Origin of the sequence: Robbsia betulipollinis, from assembly GCF_026624755.1 — a bacterium.
Taxonomy (GTDB): Bacteria; Pseudomonadota; Gammaproteobacteria; order Burkholderiales; family Burkholderiaceae; genus Robbsia; species Robbsia betulipollinis.
Map to the genome: position 1 here is coordinate 1438369 of NZ_JAPMXC010000001.1, position 23181 is coordinate 1461549.

Consider the following 23181-nt stretch of genomic DNA (forward strand, 5'->3'; position numbering starts at 1 on the left):
CCTGGACGCGCCCGCCGCCAGCATGCACCGGATGACCGGTCCCAACGGCCGGCTCGGGTCCCGATGACGCGTGCCCTGTCGCGCAGAAAGAATGAATACGATGAATCCGATGCCAGACTCCCCGGCCGTGCGCGAGCGGCCCGATGCCTTGCGGCTCGCGCAGCAGTACGCGGGATTGCCGCCGGAGCGCCGGGCACTGTTTCGCACCCGCGCCCATGCGCAGGGGCTCGACACCACGGCGTTGCCGGTCGTTCCGATCGTGCCGCGGCCCGTCCGTTTTCCCTTGCTGCCCGCGCAGGAGCGGTTGTGGTTCCTGTGGTGTCTGGACCCGTCGCATGCGGGGTACCACCTCGCGCAAACGCTGCGTCTCGCGGGCACCCTGGATCTGGCCGCCCTGCAGCGGGGGCTGGCGCAGTTGCTCGCGCGACACGAAGCGCTGCGGCTGCGTTTCGAAGCGGTGGATGGCGTACCGATGCAGATTCCGGCGCCGGATGCGACCTGTGGCTTCGTCCGGCGCGAGGCCGGTGCCGGGCACGCGGCGCTTGAAACGCCAGAGGCGCTTGAAGCGGCGCTGCATGCCAGCGCGTGCGAGCCCTTCGATCTGGTGAACGGTCCCCTGCTGCGGGTGACGTTGTTCGATACCGGTGCGCGGACGCATGTCCTGCAGATCGTCGTGCATCATATCGTCGCCGACGCCTGGTCCATGAAAGTGCTGCTGCGCGACTTGCTGGCGTTTTACCATGGCAATGGCGCCGCGTTGCCACCACTGCCCGTGCAGTTCGCGGATCTGGCATTGTGGCATCGGGAATGGTCGACGCCGGAAGCCCTGGATGCGCAGATCGCCTACTGGCGCGGTCAGCTCGAGGGCGCGCCCGAGACCATCACGCTGCCGCGCGACGTCGCGCCGCCGCGTGAGCGCTCGCATCGCGGCGCGCGCGCGCGGCGTGCGGTTTCGCCCGCGCTCGCCGAGCGTTTGCGCCGCATCGCGAGCGATGGCCACACCACCTTGTTCACCGTATTGCTCGCCGCCTTCGATGTGCTGCTGGGCCGTTATTCGGGACAGCGCACCGTCGTGACCGGCGTGCCGGCGGCGGGGCGCGAGCGGCGCGTGAGCGAGGAGCTGATCGGGTTTTTCGTCAATACGCTGATCGTGCGGGCCGACCTCGATGGCGCGCAGCCTTTCGCGGCGTTCGTGCGCGCCCTGCACGCGCGCGTGCTGGCCGCGCAGGCGAACCGGGACGTGCCGTTCTCCCGGCTGGTGGACGCGCTGGGTATCGCGCGCCGCGCCGACAGCTCGCCGTTGTTTCAGGTGATGTTCGATCTGGCGGCGGCGGACGCGGGACAATCCGCCGGATCCGGCGCGGGGGGAACGGGCGGGGCAGGCGGGTTGAACGCCGAGCCGATCGCGGACGCGACGCCGACGGCGCGTTTCGATCTGGCGCTGAACGTCGCGGACGCGGGCGCGGGAGAAGCGCTTGCGCTCGCGCTGACCTATTCGCGCGACCGCTTCGTCGAAGCCACCGCGCAGCGCATGCTGGACGACTACGTCCATCTTCTCGAACGCATCGCGCAGATGCCGGCATGCCCGCTGGGTGCCCTCACGGGGCATACGGAGGTGTCTGCGGTGCGTCGCGACCTGTCTCCGCCGCTCTTTTCACCGGTGCACGACTGCGTCGCCGCGCAGGCCCTTCGCAGCGCGTCGCGTGTCGCGCTGCGCTGCGAGGGAGCGGCCCTGACCTATGCCGAGCTCGACGAATGGGCCGAGCGCATTGCGCGCGCGCTGCGCGCGGACGGTCTGGTGGCGGGCGAGCGGGTGGGTCTGCTGCTCGAGCGCTCGCCGGCCTTGCCGGCGGCGCTGCTCGGCGTGCTGAAGGCGGGGGGCGCCTTCGTGCCGCTGGACCCCGCGTATCCCGAGGCGCGCCTGCGTGCGATGAGCGACGACGCGGGCATCGCGCGCGTCGTGGTGGACGAGATAACGGCGCCGCGTTGCCAGGCGCTCTGCGCGGCGTGGCGCCCGGTCCTCGCGTCGCGCCTGCGCACGGCGGCTGTGCCCGCGACCGGCCCCTGCGGCCCGACCGGGGCACGGCCGGTGCATGCCGATGCGCTGGCGTACGTCATCTACACGTCCGGCTCGACCGGCACGCCCAAGGGCGTCGCCATTTCGCATCGTGCGCTGCGCCTGCACCTGGACGACTTCCTGCGCGATCACGCCATCGCCGCCACGGATGTCGTCCTGCAATCGTCCACCATCAATTTCGACGTCGCGCTGCACGAATTGCTGCCGGCGCTGATGGTGGGCGCGCGCGTGATCATGCGCGGCCCGGCCGCGTGGGAACTCGCAACGCTGAACCGCACGCTCGCCGAAGAGCGCGTGAGCTTCGCGCGCATCCCCACCGCGCTGTGGCAGCAATGGCGCGTCGCGTTGCCCGATGCGGCCGGCCTCGCGTTGCGGCAGATCACCGTGGGCGGCGAAGCGTTGCCGGGCGACGCCGTGCAGCGATGGTTCGACGGGCCGCTGGCGCATGTCGCGGTCGACAACCTGTATGGGCCTACCGAAACCACGCTCGCCGCGCTGCATCATCCGGTCGGAGTCGCCGATGGCGGCCATGCGGTGGTCGCCATCGGGCGCTGCTACGGGTCGCGTCACGCGTACGTCGCCGATGTCGACGGCAACCCCGCGCCGGTGGGCGTCGCGGGCGAGTTGTGCATCGGCGGCGCCACGCTGGCGCAGGGTTATCTGGGGCGGCCGGGTCTGACGGCGGCGAGTTTCGTTCCCGACCCCTGCGGGCTGCCCGGCGCGCGTCTGTATCGAAGCGGCGACTTGTGCCGGGCGCGCGCCGACGGCACGATCGATTTCCTGGGACGGATCGATCATCAGGTCAAGCTGCGCGGTCATCGCATCGAGCTGGGCGAGATCGAAATCGCCTTGCGCCGGCAGGCGGCGGTGCGCGAGGCGGTCGTCGAATTGCGCGGCGCGGGCGCGCGCCAACGTCTGGTCGCGTATTTCACCGGCAACGCCCGGGCCGATGCGTTGCGCGACGCCCTGGCCGCCACGCTGCCGGCGTCGCACGTGCCGGCGGTGTACATGGCGCTTCCCGCCCTGCCGGTGCTGCCCAACGGCAAGCTGGACCGGCGTGCGCTGCCCGAGCCGGACGATGCACTGGAAATCGCGTCGGCGCCGCCACGGGGCGCGGTGGAAACGGCGCTGCTGACGGTATGGCAAACGGTGTTGGGACGCTCCGAAGTGGGCGTCACCGACGACTTCTTCGCGCTGGGCGGCGATTCGATATCGAGTTTGCGGGTGATCGCCCAGGCGCGTGCCGCGGGCTGGATCGTCTCGGCGCGGCAGGTGTTCGAACATCCCACCGTCCGCGCGCTTGCCCGGGTGGCGCAGGCGGCCGGCGCGGCGCGCGCGGGCGCGGCGCACCCGCGCGCGCCGTTCGCTATTCCGCTCGCGCCCATGCAGCGCGGATTTTTCGAGCGCTTCGCGAACCCGCCGCGGCGCTGGAACCAGGCCGTGTTGCTGCGCAGCCGGGACGGTATCGATTCGGCGGCCCTGACCTTGGCGCTCGCGGGCGTGCTGGAGACGCACGACGCGCTGCGCGCGCGGTTTCGGCATGACCCGCATACCGGCGCATGGACGCAAACGATCGAGCCGCCCGCACCGCGCATGGCCGCCGATGCGCTGCATGTCGACGATCTGCGCGCCTCCGGGAATCCGGAAGCCGCGCTCGCCGCGCTGGTGGAGCGTATGCACGACAGCCTGGATCTGGGCGCCGGACCGCTGTTGCGCGTCGCCTGCGTCGCCATGCCGGATGGCGCGCGTCTGTTGCTCGTGCTGCATCATCTGGTGGTGGATGGCGTGTCCTGGCGGATCCTGCTGGACGATCTGTTGACGGCCTACGACGCCGCGCAGCGCCCCGGCGCGCGAGCGGGCGGGGTGCCGCCCCCCATGTCGTGGTCGGACTGGACGCGCCAGATCGAACACTACGCGGGCTTGCCGGAGCGTCTGAGCGAAATCGCCTGGTGGCAAGCGCAGTTGCGTGGCGCGCCCCTGGGTAATCCGGGCATGGGCGCGGGTGCGGGCGCGGCGACGACGGAGACAGCGACCGCAGCGCCGACAGCGACGGGAGCGCCGACAGCGACGGGAGCGACGGGAGCGACGGGAGCGACGCGTGCGGTCCTGCCGCCCCATCACCGCGCATGGACGCTCGATGCGGACGCGACCCGGGAACTGACGGACTCCGGCGTGCGTATCGACGAGGTGCTGCTCGCGGCACTGACCCATGCGTGCGCCGCGCACCTGCCGCGGTTGCCCGTGATCGTGGAGTTGGAAGGACATGGTCGCGAAGACGTACTGGCGGGCGTGGACTTGAGTCGCACCGTGGGCTGGTTCACCACCCAGTTTCCATTACGGTTCGAGGCCGCCGCGACGCCCGAGGCCACCCGCCGGGCGATCTCGAAAACGCTGCGCGCGGTGCCTGCGCACGGCCTGCATTTCAATCTGTTGCGCTACGCGGCGTCGGCCTCGTCGCGCGCCGCGTTCGCCGCGTTGCCGGAAAGCACGATCGGCTTCAACTACCTGGGCCGCTTCGAGGAACGGCTGGGCGCCGGGCGCTTCGCTTTCGCGTCCGAGGACAGCGGCGATGGCACCCGCGGCAGCGTCGCCGCGGATGCGGTGCATTGGCTCGACCTGAACGGACTCATCGTGGCGGGGCAATTGAAAGTGGATTGGCAGGCCGCCGCGCAGATCGACGTACCCATGCTGGCGCGCCTCGTCGCAACCTTCGAGCAGCAGGTTCGCGCGCTGAGTCGTGGCGCGCGCGACGCCGTCCGCGCGCGTCGCGACGTGCCCGTTGTCGTCGGCGCCGCCGTCGCTGGTGGTGCTGGTGCCGCCACTGCCGCTGGTGCTGTCACTGTCGCTGGTGCCGCTGGTGCCGCTGGTGCCGCTGTTGCGGCCGCCGCCTCTGCCGGCGCCTTCCCCGGCGACCCCGGCGCGCCGTTGCGTCCCCTCTACGAACAACTCGTGCCCGGCCTGCCCGCGCCGGCCGGCCAGGCCGACGAGGAAGCGTTCGTCCTGTGGCGCGACCGTTTTCATACCGAAGCGAGGCTATGTCCGAATGACGATCCGCACAGGCAGCCGCTCAATGCGGGCGGCGCGCCCATCACGCTGTTCTGCTTCCATCCCGGTTTCGGGCTGGTCGGCGAATACCGCTTCCTCGCCGCCGCATTGCAAGGCGTGGCATCCGTCGTGGCCTTGCGCTCGCCCGGTTTCGCCGATCCGGACTATGACGACGGCGCCGCGCCCACGTCGTTCGAGGCGCTTGCCACGGCCTGCGTCGGCCGCCTGCTCGCCACGCAGCCAGGCGGGCCGTTTCGCCTGCTGGGTTGGTCGTTCGGTGGACGACTGGCCGTGGCCGTGGCCGCCTTGCTGCGCGCGCGCGGCCATGTCGTCGATTTTCTGGGGTTGCTCGATACCGCGACGCGCACCGGCGAGACGACGGTGGCGTCGCCCGCGAACGCCGCGCTGTCCCGTTGGCTCGACGCACAAACGGACGCGCTTTTGCTGCGCCCGTTATTCGACCGCGCGGCCGCGCTCGACGCGTTGCACTACCGCCTGCGCATCGCGCATGACCTGCCGCATCTGGACGTACCCATCGCATTCTGGCGCGCGGCCCGTGACGCGTCGGCGGCGCGTGAGCGCGATTGGCGTCTGTATACGAGCGCGCCGGTGACGGAGGTCGATATCGATGCGACCCATGCCGGAATCGTGCATCATGCGCAGTTGCACCAGAGCGTGCGGCAGCGGCTGCGCGCTTTACGGGCGTAGCGCGTGGCCGCCGTTCCCCATCGATCCAGGACAAGACACCGCTTCGTCATGCATGCATCCGGCAGTCCTACGCTTTTCCGGCTACGGGACGTCGATTTCGCGATCGACGGCAAACCCTTGCTGCACGCCATCTCGCTGGCCATTCCCGCCGGGCAGGTATGCGGGCTGATCGGCCACAACGGGTCGGGCAAAACGTCGCTGATGCGCCTGCTCGCGCGTTTGCAGGCACCCACGGCGGGCACGCTGGACTACGAAGGCGTGCCGCTTGCCGACTGGTCCGCGCGTCGTTTCGCGCAGCAGGTGGCGCATCTGCCGCAATATGCTCCTGCTACCGATGGTCTGCTGGTGCACGAACTGGTGGCGTTGGGGCGGTATCCCTGGCAGGGCGCGCTCGGCCGCGTCACGGCCGAGGACCGCGAGCGCGTGGCCGAGGCCATGGCCTGGACCGACGTCGCGCACCACGCCCGGCGCCCGGTCGACACGCTCTCCGGAGGTGAGCGGCAGCGCGTCTGGCTGGCGATGCTGATCGCGCAGAACAGCCGCTGCCTCCTGCTCGATGAACCGACCTCGGCGCTGGATATCGGTCATCAGCTCGAGGTGCTGGGGCTGGTCCGCCGGCTCTGCGAGGAGCGGGGCATGACGGCCGTCATCGTGCTGCACGATGTCAATATGGCGGCGCGGTTTTGCACGCAACTGATCGCATTGCGCAACGGCCGCGTGCTGATGCAGGATGCGCCGGCCGTCATCATGCGTGCCGACAGCCTCGAGGCGATTTACGGCGTGCCGATGGGCGTGATGCGCGATCCGCACCACGGCCACGTCATCGGTTTTCCCCAATGAGCGCGGACGAGGGCTGTTCGCGGCGTGCGGATGCCGCGCGCGCGCCGGCGCGGCCCGCGCGGCGCGCCTTGATCAAGCGGGCGGGCGCCCTGGCCTGGGCAACGGCATGGGGCCTGTCCGCAGGGGCGGCCGCGGCCGACATCGGCACCGCGCCGCCGGGCGCCGCGGCACCCCCGACATCGCCCCCGACATCGCCCCCGACATCGCCACCGACACCGCCGCGGCGCGTGATCACGCTGAACTGGGAACTGACCGAGACGCTGCTCGCGCTCGGCGTGACGCCGATCGGCACCGCGTTGCCGCAGTGGTATCGCGACACGATCGTCACGCCCACGCTGCCCGCGAGCGTCGTGGATGTCGGCCTGCTGTACCAGCCCAATTTCGATCTGCTGCTCGAACTCGCGCCCGACTTGTTCGTGATCACGCCCGGCCACGCGTCCGCGCGGCACTGGCTCGCGCGGCTCGCGCCCACCCTCACGCTCAGTATGTACATGTCGAGTCCCACGCCCTATCGCGCGCTGTGCGAGGAAACCGTGATCATGGCGACGCGCCTGGGGGTAGCGGGGCGCGCGCTCGCCCTGATCGACGAGGCCCGGCGCACGACGCAGGCGGTGCGCGCCCGGTTGGCGGCGCGGGCCGGCTGGCTTGCCGCGCCGGTGCTCGTCGCGGAACTGGTCGACGACCGGCACCTGCGCGTCTACGGCGCGGGAAGCCTGTTCGACGACATGTTGACGCAGCTCGGCGTCGCCAACGCCGCGCATCCGCGCACCGGCGACGGCGGCTGGGCCACCCAGGCGGGCGCGGCGCTCGTGCCGCTGCAGCGCCTGGCCGCGGCGCCGCAAGCGAGCCTTCTGCTGGTGGGCCCCGTTGCGCCGCCGATGCGCGCGATGCTGGAAAAAAATGCGATCTGGCAGGCGCTGCCCGCGGTGCGCCGGCGGCGCGTGGCGAACCTGCCCGTGATCGCGCCCTATGGAGGACTGGTATCGATGCAGCGTTTCGCGATCGCGGTGGAAGCCGCGCTGGGTAGCCTCGCGAACGGAGGCGGCCGTGACGCCTGATCTCCCTACCTTGTCGGGGCTCGGGCGCGCCCGCTATCCGCTCTTCTGGCTGGTCGGCGCGCTTGGCGTGGCGGCATTGATACTGACGATCCAGGGGGTGCATGCGCAGCTGGGCGACGCTTCGCTCTGGACGACGCTGTTCGCCCCGGACCGCACGAACCTGCGGGAGGTGCTGGTGCGCGACAGCCTGCTGCCGCGCACCGCGATGACGCTGCTTTGCGGCGCGGCGCTCGCGTTGGCCGGCACGCTGGCGCAGCAGGTCCTGCGCAATCCGCTGGCCGAACCGATGACCCTGGGGATTTTTCCCGGCGCGTATCTGGCGCTCATGCTCGCGGAACTCTGGGCGCCCGCCTGGCTGGCGTCGGGCCGCGTCGCGGTCGCCCTCGCGGGCGGGGCGCTGGCGATGACGATGGTTTTCGGCCTCGCCTGGCGCGCGCGCATGTCCTCGCTCGCGGTGATCCTGGCGGGAATGATCGTGAATCTGTACTGCGGCGCGATCAGCCTGGCAATCACCCTGTCGCATTTCGATCTGCTGCGCGGGCTGATGATGTGGGGCGGCGGGATGCTCGATCAGACGGGTTGGGGGGACAGCCGGCACCTGTTCGCGCAGTTGCTGGCGTGCGTCGCGGCGACGCTCCTCCTGCGCCGGTCGTTGCGGGTTTTCGAAGCGGGCGACGCCACGGTGCGCAGCCTCGGCATCCATCTGGAGCGCACCCGCCTTGCGGCGCTCGCGATCGCGGTGGCGCTCACCGCGTGCGTCGTCGCGGCGGTGGGTGTCATCGGCTTCGTCGGCCTGGCCGCGCCCACGATCGCGCGGCTGGCGGGCGCCCGGCGCCTGGGACAACGCCTGATCGGGGCGCCCTGCCTGGGTGCCGTGCTACTGTGGCTGACGGATCAACTGGTACAGGCCCTGGCGTCCTGGCCGCTGTTCTCGGCGAATCTGGTGGCAACCGGCACCGTGACCTCTTTGCTGGGCGTGCCGCTGCTGCTGTTCCTGCTGCCGCGCCTGCGCAGTCAGCCCGATCTGCATGCGCCGGCCGTCGCGGCGGTGTCCTCCGCGTCTCTGGGGCGCCGTCTGCCGTTCGCCATCGTGGGGCTGGTGGGGGTCGTGGCGTTGAGTTTCGGCGTGTCGCGCGGACTGACGGGATGGCACATCGCCGACGGCGCGCAGACGCGGGCGCTGTTTTTCTGGCGTTTCCCGCACCTCGTCGCGGCGATGAGCGCGGGCGTACTGTTGTCGATCGCGGGCACGCTCATCCAGCGCGTGACGCGCAACCCGATGGCGAGTCCGGATCTGCTCGGCGTCAGTTCGGGAGGCGCACTGGGCATCGTCGTCGTGCTGTTCGCGGGCTTTGCGCCCACCGCGCTCGCGCTGTTCGTCGGTTGCCTGGCGGGCGCGATCGCGACGCTCGGCGTGCTGCTGTCGATCGGCGCGCGCGCGTCGTTCGCGCCGCAACGCCTGCTGCTGATCGGCGTGGCGATCAGTGCCTTGTTCCAGGCGCTGGTCAGCGCATGGCTGGCGAGCGGGGATCCGCGCGCCGGATTGATGATGAATTTCGTGATCGGTTCGACGTATTACGTCGAACCCACGGCTGCGTACACGGCGGGGGCGCTGGCCCTGGCCGCGCTCGTGCTGGGGCCGCTGTTGCATCGCTGGCTCGAGACGCTTTCCCTCGGCCCGGCCATCGCCGCCGGTCTGGGCGTACCGGTTGCCCGCGCGCGTTTCGTCATTCTTCTGTTCGCCTCGGTGCTGACGGCCGCCTCGACATTGATCGTGGGGCCGCTTTCGTTCGTCGGCCTGGTGGCGCCGCACGTCGCCCGTTACATCGGCGCGCGGCAGCCGCGCGCGCAGTTGATCGTGGGCGCGCTGTTCGGCGGCTTGCTGATGGGCTTTTCCGATTGGCTGGGCCGGCAGGTCATGTTTCCGCAGGAGATGCCGGCCGGGCTGGTGGCCACCCTGCTGGGGGGCGCGTACCTCGTGTTCCTGATGCTGCGCGCGGGCCGGCGCTGATACGCTGCAAGCTGCAAGCTGCAAGCGGGAAGCGGGAAGCGGGAAGCGGGAAGCGGGAAGCGGGAAGCGGGAAGCTGCAAGCGGGGCCGGTTGCGACATGCGCCGCGCCGCGGATGGTTGAGCCGTGTCGGAAAGCCGGTTTGACCGGTAACGGGTCCCCTACGTGCAGCCTGAAGGCTTCCAAGCAATTGCCACATATCGTTTTCCTGCCCGTGCCTCCCGTAGCGAGGGCTTGCTGCCGCCATTTTTCGAATGTGTTGGAAATGAGAATCATTATCGTGTAGTATTTCTCACGCCACGCCTCCCGCGCGACTTTGCAAAGCAGTCCGGCGCGATGGATCGCGCTGTGCGCCGCCGGCAGTTTCCTCGGGCGCGCGGCTTCCAGAAAACCATCGGTTTAATTAAGCATACCTGATTGATCGCTTTTCTCGGCGATCCATGCAGGCCATGAAAAACATGGGAAATTTCGGCCGCAATGACTAAAAATACGCAATCGAGCCGCAGCGGGCGGTCGTCATCCACGGCGGCAATGTCTCTGAAGCTCACGCCGCTGGCCGTCGCGCTGTTCGCCATCGGCATCACGCCCGCGAACGCGCAGACCGCCTCCGGCGCGACTCAGCAAGGCGCCTTGCCGACCGTCGAGGTGACCGCGACACCGGACGCGACGACCGAAGGCGCGGGATCGTACGCCGCACGCACCGCGACGGTGGCCGGCAAGACGGTGCAGACGCTCAAGGAAGTGCCCAATTCGGTGTCCGTGGTGACGCGGGACCGGATGGACGACCAGAACGTGACGACCATTCAGGATGCGCTGCGTTACGTGACGGGAGTCGAGTCGATCGACTACGGCGACGGGACGGCGTATTTCAAGGCGCGCGGCAACCTTCTGGGCGTCGAGTTCGATGGCGTCTCCATGGGCAGCGGCCTGCAATACCTGCAGCAATTCGATCTGGCGATCTATGACCGCATCGAGGTGTTGCGCGGTCCCTCGGGCGTGCTGGACGGCGCGGGCGACCCCGGCGGCACGGTCAACCTGGTGCGCAAGCGTGCGCTGGATACCTTCCACGTCTCCACCGAAACCCAGATCGATTCGTTCGGCAGCGCGCGTCAGATGGTGGACGTCACCGGCCCGTTGAACAAGGACGGCTCGCTGCGCGGCCGCGCGGTGCTGGTGGGCAGCGACGGTCTGCAATCCGTCGAGGGCACCCGCAAGAAGGAAGTGACCCTGTACGGCACGCTCGAATACGATTTCACGCCGCGCACCACGCTGTCGGTGTCGGGGGGCTATCAGGTCAATCCGATTTCGGGACTCGATTACGGCGTGGGCGGCGTGCTCAACAGCGACCAGACGGCGGTCACGGGACGTCTGCCGACATCGTATTCGCGTAATTTCAGCCCGAGCTGGAACAGCTCCTATACCTCTTTGCAGGAGGCCAACGCCAATCTCGTGCACCGTTTCGAGAACGGCTGGAAGTCGCAGACCTCGCTGTTCTACCGGCACGAACTGCTCAAGGCCGATTACGCCTATTCCGGCGAGGGCGTCACCGCCGACGGGCTGTCCTATTATGGCGAGCAGCGGCAACGCAACGGTTACGACTGGTTCGGCGCCGATACCAATGTGTCGGGCCCCGTGCAGCTGTTCGGCCAGACCGATACCTTCACGATCGGCGCGAACTACGCGCTGGAGTCGTACACCCAGCAATCCGGTTACGTATCGCTGAACGGTCCTTACGCGGACGGGCAGTACAGCGTGTACGACCCGAACGCGGTGACCAAGACGGATGTGCCCTTCACCTATGGCACGAACAACCGGGTCGAGCAATACGGCGTCTACGCGCAGGGGCGGATTCACATCACGAAGCCGCTGACGCTGGTGCTCGGCGTGCGCGAAGCGTTCCTGCAGCAGACGTCGCAGTCCATTCTGCCGACGGCGAGCGACTGGGACACGCAGGCGCAGGTGAACCACCGTTTCCTGCCGTCCGCCGGCGTCGTATACGACATCACGCCCGCGCTGACCGCCTATGCGAATTATTCGCGATTCCTGGTCGCGCAGACCGACACCACCTACACCGGGGCGGGCCTGCCGCCGCGCACGGGGGAGCAGTACGAGGTGGGCCTCAAGGGCAACTTCCTGAACAATCGGCTCTCCGCCACCGCCGCGTTGTTTCGCATCAACGATAGCGATCGCGCGGTGAGCGATCCCGATCATCCGGATTACTACGTCGACGCGGGCAAGGCGCGCGATCAGGGTTTCGAACTGGAAGTCACCGGCCAGCCGCTGCCCAACTGGAACGTTTTCGCGGGCTACACCTATCTCAATGTCCACTACGAAAACGATACGGCGGACCTGACGGATGGTACGGACCCGAAACATCTGTTCAAGCTCTGGACGAACTACAAGTTCACGCAGGGGCCGCTGAACAATTTCACCGTCGGCGGCGGCATGCTGGCCCAGACGCGCATCTCGCGGGGTGTCGAGCAGGGGGCCTACGCCATTTTCAACGCGCAGGTGGGCTATCGTTTCAACCGGCACGTGAGCGCATCGCTGCAATTGAACAATATGTTCGACCGCCGGTACTATCTGCGCCCGCCGGGCAGCTTCTACAGCGTGTTCGGCGACCGTCGCAACGTCATGCTGACGGTGCGTTCGGACTTCTGACGGGTCGCGCGGATCCGCGGCGCGCCGCCGGGCATCCCGAAAACATGGGCCGCCGCGACGCAGCGTGCTCGCGGCGCGGCGCGCCGATCGGCCTTCCGGGAGGACGCGGGGCGCGGCACGCGGTGCGGGGGAACCGGGTGGCAGGCGCCCGCGGCATAACCATGACGCCGGCATGAGATCTTGACAAGGCCACCGTTCCACGCTAATTTGTGAATAGAAATTATTCTCATTTAGATTTGAAATAGCTTTTTTTCTCGTCGATATCGCTGCGCGGCTGCTCGCGAAAGGCACCGTCCTCGCGGGGCATTCCTGTCGACACCGTGCCGTCGTGCGCCCGACATGCGCCGCGCGTTTCCCTATCGGACCACTTGCAGGAAATTATCCATGACGCCATCCCAGCCCTTGCTGTTTGATTTTTCGCCGTTCGTCGGACAAAGCGAGGGCTATGTCGCGCTCATCCAGCAGTTCGCCGCGGCCCGGCCGTTTCGCAGCGCGCTGGTGAGCGAACTGGTGCTGGAAGACGATTACCATCGCCGCGCGCTGCGCCCCGAGGATTTCGCGTTTCTCAAGTTCGCGAAACCGGTGCGCATGCACAATGTCAGTCGCCTGCCGTCGCTCGCGGCGAATCGCACCTTGCTGTCCATCTACGAATCGGGGGCCGCGCGTCTGCCGCGCAGCGCGGCGCCGGAAGAATGGGCCCGCTTCACGGCTTTCAGCAGCGACGACGTGCAGGTCCAGGGCGCGCGGATCGCGCCCTTCCTGGAGGCCTACGCCTTCGACTATCTGGCGCGCGATCACGCGTGCGGCGACGATCTGTCCGCCGCGGCGCGGCGCCTGCAACGGATCGTCGACGACGAAGCCGCTTTCTGGGACGCCACTTTCGCGCGGCTGATGCGCAACGATTATCTGGAAGAAGGGTTGCGTTTCATCATGGTGCAACGCTGGTGTCTCGCGCCGTCGAAGCGTCACGCGCTCGCGCGCGCGGCGGCGAACGGCCTGCTTGACGCGTTGCCGGCGGACGCGCGCCCCGCAACGGCCGGCGATGCATCGCATGCCGAACTGTACGCGCGCGTCGCCGCGGCGTGCGGCGTGACCCGCCAGCAGCATGCCTACTGGCAATTCTATCTGCCCACCAGCCTCGCCAAATGCAATCTCCTGCACGCGCTTGCGCGTCGTCCCGATCGCGCTTTCGGGTTGATCGGCGCGGCGTTCGCGGCCGAGGCGGAATGGCTGGCCTTCAGCGCCGCGCTCGAGCGTGCCTGCGCGCACCTGCGACCCGCGCAGCGCCCGGCCGACGACGCGCGTGCGGGCCGCGATGACCTCGTCGAGCGCTTTGCCCGGGCGTGGGAGGCGATCGGCGCGCGCTGCGGCGCGCAGGCGCAATCGCAGGCGGCGGCCGGACTGAGCGCCGCCGAACGGCTGTGCGAGCGCGCGCGCTGGGATCTGGGAGAGCAACTGCTGTGGTTGTCGTCGATCCGGCACTACATCGATTTCGCGCACCGCATCAGCGCGCGCATCGATGCCGAATGTCCGGAGATCGATCGGGAAACCTTCGTCGAACCCCACGAGATGTGCTCGACCACGCATGTGCACAACGATCACCGCCTGGTGACCATTCAGGAAGGCGACATGCTTTTCTGGGGCAATGTCGGCATGCAACTGAAAATGCACCGGGGCGACATGGTGCTCATCCCGGACGGCCGTCTGCACGGTTCGACCGTGGTGTCCGGCGAATGCACGTACCACCAGCCCATCATTCCCGACGACTGGGTGCAGGCCCTGGTCGGCGAGCTGGACGCACCCTCGATGGTCTGAATCCACGGCGACGGCATGCGCGCGCCGGCGGTCGGCCATGGCCGGCAGCCGCCCACATGCGCTTCGCGCGACGACAAGGAAGTGCCCGGGACAGGGCGCGGTGTCATCTCCCCCGCAAGCCGCTTTCACCGATATACCGCACGAGACATGCGGCGCGGCATGGCCGCCCGCGTGATGCCGGGCGGCCCCGTGGCGAACGAGGAAAACTGAAGATGCTGACAAACGAGGAAACCGCGGGCGAGCAGGCCCGGCGCGATATGCACCCGACGGCGCACCCGGCGGCGCCGTCGGGTGCGCCCGCGCTCGCGCAGGGCGCGTCGCCCCGGGCGGAGCAGTTCGATGCCGGCGACTGGAAAAGCCGCGTCATCAAGGGGCGGGCGACCGGTGCCGCGGTGCGCCCGCCCGCCTGGCTGGACGAGTCCTACGAGACATTGCGCCAGCAGGTCATGCACCCGGCCTACCCGTGCTTTTTCGGCACGATGGCGGAAAAGCGCGGCGAAATGTTCTACTCCTACGTGGAAGGACCGAACATCGCCGACCTGGCCGCGACGATGCAGACGTTCGCGGAACTGGTCTCGATGGAGCGTTACCGCAAGAACAATATCGCCGTGTTCTTCGAGCCGGACGCCGAGCCGCTTTCGCACGACGCGTATCAAGCCTGCTTCTGGCGCGTCCTGCAGCATCTGCACGATGTCGACCCCGACCCCCGGGCGGATGCGCAACCGGACCCGTCCAGCGAGGATTGGGAGTTTTCCTTCGCGGGCGTGGAAACCTTCGTGGTATGCGCGTGCCCGTCGTTCCGCGCCCGGCATAGCCGCAATCTCGGGCCCGGCATGGTGCTGCTGTTCCAGCCCCGCAGCGTGTTCGTGGACACCATCACCAATAAGGTGATCGGCCGCGAGGCGCGCAATCAGGTGCGCAAACGCCTGGAAACCTGGGACGACGTCGCCGCCCATCCGGACCTCGGATTTTTTGGCGATCCGGGCAACCTCGAATGGAAGCAATACTTCCTCGACGACGCCAATGCCCCGGCGCAGGACCGTTGTCCGTTTCTGAAGCGCCTGCGGCGCGACAACCGGGAGCGCGCGGCGGTCCCGGCCGCGGCGCTTCCCGCCACGCCGCCGCCGGGTGCCGACGCGCGACAGCCGCTGCCGCCGGCGACGCCCGTTTGGTGGCAGAGGCGGCCGGCCGCGTCCGAAATCCGTTCCTTCAAGGCGCGCGCGGAACCGCCGTCCGCCGAGCGGCGCCGCGCGCCCGTGGGAACGCACGCGCATCGCCCGCACGACGACGAGTGACCGATTCACCCGGGCCGTCCCGTGACGGGATGCCCGCAGCGCCGCGCGCGACGCGGCGGCGTACACGAGATGATGAAATGGCCGAAAACATGATCGAGCAGCTTGGCATGCTCGCCGCCAACCGGGCGGACGACGTCGCCTTGATCACCGTCGATGCGCAAGGCGATACCCGCTATACCTACGGGGAAGTCGCACGTCGCGCCGCGGCGCTCGCGGCCGGGTTGCGGGCGCGCGCCGGCGGCAGCGCGGCCGGTGCGCGCGTGCTGCTCATGATGGATAGCGGCATCGATTACGTGGCCGCTTTTTTCGGTTGTCTGTATGCAGGCGCGATCGCGGTTCCCGCCTATGCGCCGGAGTCCCCGCGCGAGCAGCACCTGGCGCGCCTGCGCGCGCTCGCCGACGATGCCGACGCCGCGTTCATCGTGACCAGCGCCGTTTTGCGGGACAGGCTGGGCGCGGCATTCGCCGCCATCGCCCCACGCGCCGAATGTCTGGCGATCGGTGCGACGGGCGCGGTCGATGCGATCGGTGGCGAGGCGGGCGGTGTCGATGCGCCCATTGCACCCGAAGCCCGCGTGGCGCACCCCGCGGCCCCTGCGGACATCGCTTTCCTGCAATACACCTCCGGCTCCACGTCGGCGCCCAAGGGCGTGATGGTGACGCATGGCGGTCTCTGGGCGAACGAGTCGGCGATTCGCGAGGGCCTGGGGGTGAGCGCGGCGGATGTGTTCGTCAGCTGGTTGCCGCTGTACCACGACATGGGTTTGATCGGGACGTTGTCGCAACCGATCTTCAGCGGCATTCCGCTCGTCCTGATGTCGCCGCAGTATTTTCTGGAACGTCCGGTGCGCTGGCTCGAAGCGATCTCCCGCCACCGCGGGACGATATCCGGCGGTCCCGACTTTTCCTACCGCCTGTGCGCCGAGCGGCTTGGCGATGCGCAGTGCGCCGGGCTGGACCTGTCGAGCTGGCGGGTGGCGTTCTCGGGCGCCGAGCCCGTGCGCAAGGCCACGCTCGATCTGTTCGCCGCGCGCTTCGCCGGTGCGGGCTTCGACGCGCGGGCGCTGTTTCCCTGCTACGGACTGGCCGAAGCGACGCTGTATGTCAGCGGCGCGGGCACGGGCGTGCGCGCTCCCGCGTTCGACCCACGGGCGCTGGAGGCGTCGCGGGCCCACGCCGATGATCACGGCGTTGCGCTGGTGTCGTGCGGCCGTCCCCCGAGCGGACACGCGATCGCGATCGTCGACGCCGCGAGCGGCGCCGCCCTCGAAAACGGACATATCGGCGAAATCCTCGTCCGGGGGCCGAGCCTCGCGGCCGGCTACTGGCGGCAGCCCGAGGCGACCGAACGCACCTTCGTCCGGCGCGACGGTGCGACGTGGCTGCGCACCGGCGATCTCGGGTTCCTGCACGAGGGCGATGTATACATCGCCGGGCGCATCAAGGATCTGTTGATCGTGCATGGGCGCAACCTCTATCCGCAGGACCTGGAGCGCACGATCGAACGGGAGGTGGCCTGCGTGCGGCCCGGGCGCGTCGCGGCCTTCGCCGTCGAGGTGGACGGGCGGGAGGGCATCGGCATCGCCGCGGAGCTGTCACGCGCGACCCGCCAGCGCACGACGCCCGAGGCCGCGGCAGCGTCGCTCACCGCGGCCGTCGCGCTTGCCTGCGGCGAGCCCGCCGGCGTGGTCGTGCTGCTCAACCCGGGCGGCTTGCCGAAAACGTCGAGCGGCAAGGTGCAGCGCGCCGCCTGCGCGCGGGGCTGGTCGGCGCGTTCGCTCGATGCGTCCGCGTATTTCATCAAGGGACACCGCATGGACGCGCCGGCGGGCGAGGCCGCCGCGGATGCGCCGGACGCGCCGCCGCTGTCGCCCATGGAACGCGCGCTGGCTGACGTGTGGCGCGAGACGCTGCCGTGCCTGAACGCGCGCAGTCCGCTCGCGGCCAGCGACAGTTTCTTCGCGCACGGCGGCGACTCGCTCACCGCGGTGCAACTGGCCGCGGCGGTACGGGCCCGCTGGCCGGTCGACTACACCGTGCGCGACGTCTTCGCCGCACCGGCGCTCGGCGAAGCGGCCGCGCGCATCGACACGATGCGCGCGCGTGCGCCGGTGCCGGCGGCGCCCACGCTGGTGCGATTGCCCGATGCGCAGCGCCGCGTCTCGCGCGCTTCCGCGTCGCAGCGTGGCCTCTGGCTGCTGTGGCACCGGGATCCGTCGAGCACCGCCTACAACATGAACGGCGAACTTCGCATCGATGGCCCCCTGGATGCCGCGGCGCTGCAACGCGCGTTCGATGCGGTGATCCGCCGGCACGACGTCCTGCGCGCCCGCTTCGCGCAGGACGAGGAGGGGGAAGCCTTGCAGATCGTCGACGCGGGCATGACGGTGCCGCTCGCGCTCACGCGGCTCGACGCCTTTTCCGTTCCCTTGCAAAACGCCGCGCTGACGGAAATCACGGAGCGAACCGCGCATGCCCCATTCGACCTCGAGCGCGGACCCCCGATGCGCGCGCACCTGGTCGTGCTGGGCGCGAACGCGCACCGCCTGCTGCTTTCGCTGCATCACATCGTTGCCGATGGCTGGTCGGTCAACCTCCTGCTGGACGGACTCGCGCAGTCGTATCGGACGCAGCTCGCCGCATCCGGCCGCGCGGACGGCACGCGCGGCGCGACACCGGGCGCGTTCTCCGCGGCCGGCGACGCGCGCCCGCTCCAGTACGCGGACTTCGTGGCATGGCACAGCGCCGCCTTCGATGCCGACGCTCAGGCGCGCCAGCTTGCCTATTGGCGCGCGCAGCTCGCCGACGACGGCGATCCCGCGGCGGCGGCGGTGCTGTTCGACGCGCCGGGTCGCGGGGCTGCGGGCGACCCGGCCGGCCGCCAGCGCTGTCACGCCTTCTGTCTGCCGCCCGCGGTGGCGGCCGCCCTGAAAGGCTGTGCCGCGCCACGTCGCGCCACGCCCTTCATGGCGATGCTCGCGGTCTTCGCCGTGGTGCTGCAACGCCTGAGCGGCAAGGACGATATCCGCATCGGTGCGCCGATCTCGCTGCGCAAGCACGCCGAGGCGCAGTCGATGGTCGGCTATTTCATCGCCCTGCACGTGCTGCGCACCCGCATGGCGTCGCACGACGACTTCGCCGGCTTGCTCGCCGGGGTGCGCGACACCGTGCTGGCCGCGCAGGACCACTCGGACATCGCCTTCGATCGGCTCGTGAGTGCGCTGCTGCCAAGGCGCGCGCTGGGTAGCGAGGCGCTGTTCCAGGTCAAGCTGACGGAACAACGCCCATTCGCCGAGCAGGGTTTCGCACCGCTCGCGGCACGTCTGCATGTCTTGCCCAACGAGGCGGCCCATTTCGATCTCGCCCTGGATTTCACGGATACCGGCGAGCGGATCGATTGCGTGCTGGCCTACGACGACGGTGTGTTCGACGCCGCGTTCGCCGAACGGCTGGCATCGATGTTCATTGCCCTCGCGCAGCAGTTGGCCGCCGCGCCCGAACGTGCGCTCGTGGATCACGCGGGACGGACGTTGGACGGCGAGGCGGAGCCTGCGCGCAACGCTCCGGCGGATCGCGCGCTGCCTGGCCCGGGCGCGGATGTGCTGACACGCTGGCGCGCCCACCTCGCGGGTGCGGCCACGCGCGTCGCCTTGCACGACGACGGGCGTTGCATCACCTTCGGCGAACTCGACGCTGCCACGGATGCGCTGGCGCGGCGGCTCGGTGCCAGTGGCGTGTGCGCCGAGACCCGGGTGGGCGTGCTGGCCGAACGTTCGATCGAGCATGTGCTCGGCATGCTGGCGGTGCTCAAGGCCGGCGGCACGTGGTTGCCGCTCGATCCGCACGCACCCGTCGCGCGCAATGCGGCGCAACTCGCCGACAGCGGCGCGGCGGTGCTGTTGCATGCCGGCGTTCTGCCGGCCGGGATCGATGGGATCGTCACCCTGCCGCTGGCCTGGCACCCGGCGGGTACCGCGCCGCATTCAGCGTCGGATACCGCGCCAGATGGCGGCGCGCGCGCGCCGTGCGTCGCGGTGCATCCCGATCAGGCCGCCTACATGATCTACACCTCGGGTTCCACCGGCGCGCCGAAGGGCGTGGTCGTCTCGCACCGCGCCTTGGCGGACTATGTCGCGGGGATGCTCGACACGCTCGACGTCGGCGCCGACGCGTCGTTCGCGATGGTGTCCACCCCGGCCGCCGATCTGGGTCACACCGTCCTGTTCGGCGCGTTGTGCTCGGGGCGAACGCTGCACCTGCTCGCCGCGGAATGCGTTTTCAACCCCGACCGGTTCGCCGACTACATGGCCGCGCATCGGGTCGATGTCCTGAAAATCGTCCCCGGCCACCTCGCCGCGCTGCTTTCGGCGGCGCGTGCGCGCGACGTATTGCCGAGAGAAGCGCTGATTCTCGGCGGCGAGAGTACCTCCGCCGAACTGCTCGACGCGGTGCGCGCGCTCGCCGCGCCGTGCCGCATCTTTAACCATTACGGCCCGACGGAAACCACGGTGGGCGTTGCGATGTACGCGCTCCCGGCGGATGCCGGGGCGGGCCGCGCCCTGCCATTGGGCACGGCCCTGCCGCATGTGCGGCTGCGGGTGCTGGATGCGCGCATGGCGCCGGTCGCCCCGGGTGGGGAGGGCGAACTCCACGTGGGCGGCACGAGCGTGGCGCGCGGCTACTGGGGCAAGCCGGGGCTGACGGCCGAGCGCTTCGTGCCGGACGCCGAAGTACCGGGCGCGCGCTGCTATCGCACCGGGGATCGCGGCCGTGTCGACGATACCGGCCTGCTCGAGTATCTGGGCCGCACCGACGATCAGGTCAAGATACGGGGTTATCGGGTGGAGCCGGGTGAAATCGCCGGCGTGCTGCGGCGCCTCGACGGCGTGCGCGACGCCGCGGTGCTCGCGCACGACACGCCTGCGGGCAAGCGGTTGACGGCTTTCGTGGCCGGCGGCTCGGGCCGCGATGCGGTGCTTGCCTACGCCGCCCGGTGCCTGCCCGACCACATGGTGCCGGCCGACGTGATCGTGCTCGACACGCTGCCCCTCAATGCCAACGGCAAGCTCGATCGCGCCGCGTTGCGCGGGCTGCTGGCGCGTGCTTCGGCGGCGTCCGCGGCCAATGCGGCGGTTCGGGCCGCGGCGGCCGATGCCACGACGATCGGTGGCACGGCCGCCGATACCGCGGTGGTCGGTGTCACGGCGCTCGATCCGGCGGTGGGCGATCCAGCGGTGGGCGATGCGACGGCGGGCGATGCGAGGACGGTCGATGCGACGGCGGGCGATGCGACGGCGGGCGGTGACACAGCGTGGGTGGGCGCGACGGAGCCCGTACTGGCGCGAATCTGGGCGGAGGCGATCGGCGTGCCGCCCGAGGCGATTCGCCGCGACCACAATTTCTTCGAAGTCGGGGGCGATTCGATTCTCGGCCTGAAGGTCGTCGCGAAAGCGCGCAAGGCCGGTTTGTCCATTACGCCCAAGCAGCTGTTTCAGCGCTTGACCCTGGCCGCACTGGCGGCGCAGGTCGCATCCCGTCCGGCCGCGTCGGGCGGCGCACCTGCCATGCCGTCGGTGCCGTCCGCAGTTGCGGCGCGGGCGGACGCCGCGGAGCGGGCAGCGATCATTCGTCTGCCCGAGGCGGCACGCATGCGCACGCCGGCCTCCCACGCACAGCAGAGGCAGTGGTTCCTGTGGCAGTTGGCGCCGCAGAGCAGCGCGTATCACATCGCGGGGGGGCTCTGGCTGACGGGCACGGTGGACGCGCCGGCACTGCGCGCGAGCCTGGAAGCGATCGTCGCGCGGCATGAAGTATTGAGGACGCGCTTCGTGGCGAACGAGGCGGGGCAGGTCGAGCAATGGATCGATGCGGCGGCACGGCTGGACTGGCGCGAGGCGCGCCTCGCGCCGGCGCAGATCGAACCGGTGACGCGTGCCTGGGCGGACACGCCCTTCGATCTGGAGCGGGGCCCGCTGCTGCGCGCGGCGCTGCATCACGAGACGAGCGCGGCGGGCGCCGGCGGGCGCTGCCTGCTGGCGCTGGCGCTGCACCACATCGTGGCCGACGGCTGGTCGATCCAGGTGCTGCTCGAGGAGCTGGTGGCGCACTATCGCGCCGCGCTCGCGGGCGGGGCGCCGTGCGTGGCGGCCTTGCCGGTGCAGTACGCGGACTATGCGGCGTGGCAGCGCGACTGGCTGGAAGCGGGCGAGCAAGCGCGGCAGCTCGCGTACTGGCGCGCGACGCTGGGCGAGACGCATCCGGTGCTCGCGCTGCCCACCGACGCGCCGCGCCAGGCGCGCGCGTCGTACCGTGCGGCGCGGCATCGGGTGCGGCTGCCCGCGGGGTTGTCGCAGGCGCTCAGGGCGCGCGCGCAGGCGAGTTCGGCGACGCCCTTCATGGTGCTGCTCGCCGCGTTCCAGGCACTGCTGCACCGCTACACGGGACAGGACGACATCCGGGTGGGCGTGCCGGTGGCGAACCGGCATCGNGGTGATTTACACCACCAACGCCATCGAGAGTGTGAACGCCAGTCTGCGCAAGATCATCAAGACGCGCGGTCACTTCCCAAGTGACGACGCAGCGACCAAGCTGCTATGGCTGGTCCTGCGCAATATCACCGCCGACTGGAGCCGTGCCGCGCACGACTGGAAAAGCGCCATGAATCAGTTCGCGATTCTGTACGAGGAGCGCTTCACCAGACCCTATTTCTGATTTACGATTCATGCGCTGCCCGGAACACCACGGGCAGCTTCACTCGCCTCGCACACAAAAATCCTGACAGGCCCCCGGTGCGCGTGATCCCGGCGAGCATCAGGCGAGAATCAGGCGTGGGTCATGCCAGTCTTGCGTTGGCTTTCATGCAAACTTCTGCGCGAAGATTCGCGCGCGTTCTTACGCCGGATTGACCGTGGGTTCGGTCGCGGGCATCGCCGGTGTTTCCACTTTCGGCGCTTTCTTGGCGGGTGCCTTGTTTGCGCCGGCACGCTTCGTCGGCGCCTTCACCGCGCGCTTCGTCGGCGCTTTCACCGCGTCGGACGGCGCTTTTTTCGCAGCGGGTGCCGCTTTCCGCGCGGTTGCGGTGGCTTTCTTCGCGGCCGGTGCGGCGCGCTTCGACGCCGGTGCTTTCGCTACGGTCTTCGGAGCCGCCGTTTTCTTCACGGCCGATTTCCGGGTCGCGGTCGTGCCCGACGCGCGGGTTTTCTTCGCGGCCGCCGCCGGCTTTGCGCCTGCTTTCGCCGCTGCCTTCGCTTCCTTCATGACTGCCTTCACGGCCTTTTCGTAGAGCGCAACCTTCTCGACGGCGTCCTTGCGTGCTTCGGCCGTTTTGGCCAAGGCCTTCTTCGCTGCTTCACCAAAACGTGCGGCGCTGGCTTCCATTCTTTCCAGCGATGAAGCCTTGATTCCCTTCGGCATATTATTCTCCTTGATGTCTGACCCGCGCAGTGTTCCTGTGTTTCATGAGTCTGTCAATGCACGCTTGACAAATTGTGGATCCAAAGTGCTTATTTTGAAATTTGGCGCTTCTTTCCACGCGACGAACGTTGTTTCCCGTCTTATGGTTCGTTGTCCGTAGGTAGCGGCGACGTGGCATGAGTTTCCCGGCGACGCGGAAAGTTGCGGCACGTCGGAGACGTGAAAAGTGGCGGCGGCGCCGCCATGCGCGGCCCGCGACC

Annotated in this window: 9 protein-coding genes and 1 pseudogene; 9 read left to right on the forward strand and 1 reads right to left on the reverse strand. The window is 69.4% G+C overall.

Features of this window, described 5'->3' with window-relative positions; all coding sequences use genetic code 11:
* Window positions 1–100: 100 nt before the first annotated feature.
* From OVY01_RS06300 to OVY01_RS06340, 9 genes and pseudogenes are all read left to right on the forward strand, one after another.
* Window positions 101–5830, forward strand: coding sequence for a non-ribosomal peptide synthetase (locus OVY01_RS06300; protein WP_267846490.1), 5730 nt, complete (start codon window positions 101–103; stop codon window positions 5828–5830).
* A gap of 48 nt (window positions 5831–5878) precedes the next feature.
* Window positions 5879–6670, forward strand: coding sequence for an ABC transporter ATP-binding protein (locus OVY01_RS06305; RefSeq protein WP_267846492.1), 792 nt, complete (start codon window positions 5879–5881; stop codon window positions 6668–6670).
* Window positions 6667–7728 (forward strand): ABC transporter substrate-binding protein, encoded by a 1062-nt coding sequence (locus tag OVY01_RS06310; protein WP_267846493.1) that lies wholly within the window; start codon window positions 6667–6669, stop codon window positions 7726–7728. Before OVY01_RS06305 ends, OVY01_RS06310 begins: the two co-directional genes overlap by 4 nt.
* Window positions 7718–9739 carry a Fe(3+)-hydroxamate ABC transporter permease FhuB gene (gene fhuB / locus OVY01_RS06315; RefSeq protein WP_267846495.1) on the forward strand — a complete coding sequence of 674 codons (2022 nt, stop codon included), beginning with the start codon at window positions 7718–7720 and terminating at the stop codon, window positions 9737–9739. Before OVY01_RS06310 ends, fhuB begins: the two co-directional genes overlap by 11 nt.
* Window positions 9740–10268: 529 nt before the next feature.
* Entirely contained in the window at window positions 10269–12398 is a 2130-nt protein-coding gene (locus tag OVY01_RS06320; RefSeq protein ID WP_267846496.1) for a TonB-dependent siderophore receptor, read from the forward strand.
* 384 nt (window positions 12399–12782) lie between these two features.
* A complete protein-coding gene (locus tag OVY01_RS06325; RefSeq protein ID WP_267846499.1) occupies window positions 12783–14213 on the forward strand; it encodes an iron-containing redox enzyme family protein in 1431 nt (476 codons plus the stop codon).
* A gap of 212 nt (window positions 14214–14425) precedes the next feature.
* Entirely contained in the window at window positions 14426–15508 is a 1083-nt protein-coding gene (locus tag OVY01_RS06330; RefSeq protein WP_267846501.1) for a YqcI/YcgG family protein, read from the forward strand.
* Window positions 15509–15615: 107 nt separating this feature from the next.
* Window positions 15616–22080 (forward strand): non-ribosomal peptide synthetase, encoded by a 6465-nt coding sequence (locus OVY01_RS06335; protein ID WP_267847685.1) that lies wholly within the window; start codon window positions 15616–15618, stop codon window positions 22078–22080.
* A pseudogene (locus OVY01_RS06340) lies at window positions 21998–22219 on the forward strand (transposase); the annotation flags it as partial. The gene OVY01_RS06335 and the pseudogene OVY01_RS06340, both read left to right, overlap by 83 nt.
* A 180-nt stretch (window positions 22220–22399) precedes the next feature.
* On the opposite strand, the gene OVY01_RS06345 reads toward OVY01_RS06340, so the two are convergent.
* The gene (locus OVY01_RS06345; RefSeq protein WP_267846502.1) at window positions 22400–22885 is read right to left on the reverse strand and encodes a histone; all 486 of its coding nucleotides are present in this window, start codon (window positions 22883–22885) and stop codon (window positions 22400–22402) included.
* Window positions 22886–23181 lie beyond the last annotated feature (296 nt).

What these genes read in the sequence shown, in the direction of transcription:
- OVY01_RS06300 (WP_267846490.1), top strand. Translation starts at nt 101, where the DNA reads ATGAATCCGATGCCAGACTCCCCGGCCGTGCGCGAGCGGCCCGATGCC.
- OVY01_RS06305 (WP_267846492.1), top strand. Translation starts at nt 5,879, where the DNA reads ATGCATGCATCCGGCAGTCCTACGCTTTTCCGGCTACGGGACGTCGAT.
- OVY01_RS06310 (WP_267846493.1), top strand. Translation starts at nt 6,667, where the DNA reads ATGAGCGCGGACGAGGGCTGTTCGCGGCGTGCGGATGCCGCGCGCGCG.
- OVY01_RS06320 (WP_267846496.1), top strand. Translation starts at nt 10,269, where the DNA reads ATGTCTCTGAAGCTCACGCCGCTGGCCGTCGCGCTGTTCGCCATCGGC.
- OVY01_RS06325 (WP_267846499.1), top strand. Translation starts at nt 12,783, where the DNA reads ATGACGCCATCCCAGCCCTTGCTGTTTGATTTTTCGCCGTTCGTCGGA.
- OVY01_RS06330 (WP_267846501.1), top strand. Translation starts at nt 14,426, where the DNA reads ATGCTGACAAACGAGGAAACCGCGGGCGAGCAGGCCCGGCGCGATATG.
- OVY01_RS06345 (WP_267846502.1), bottom strand. Translation starts at nt 22,885, where the DNA reads ATGGAAGCCAGCGCCGCACGTTTTGGTGAAGCAGCGAAGAAGGCCTTG.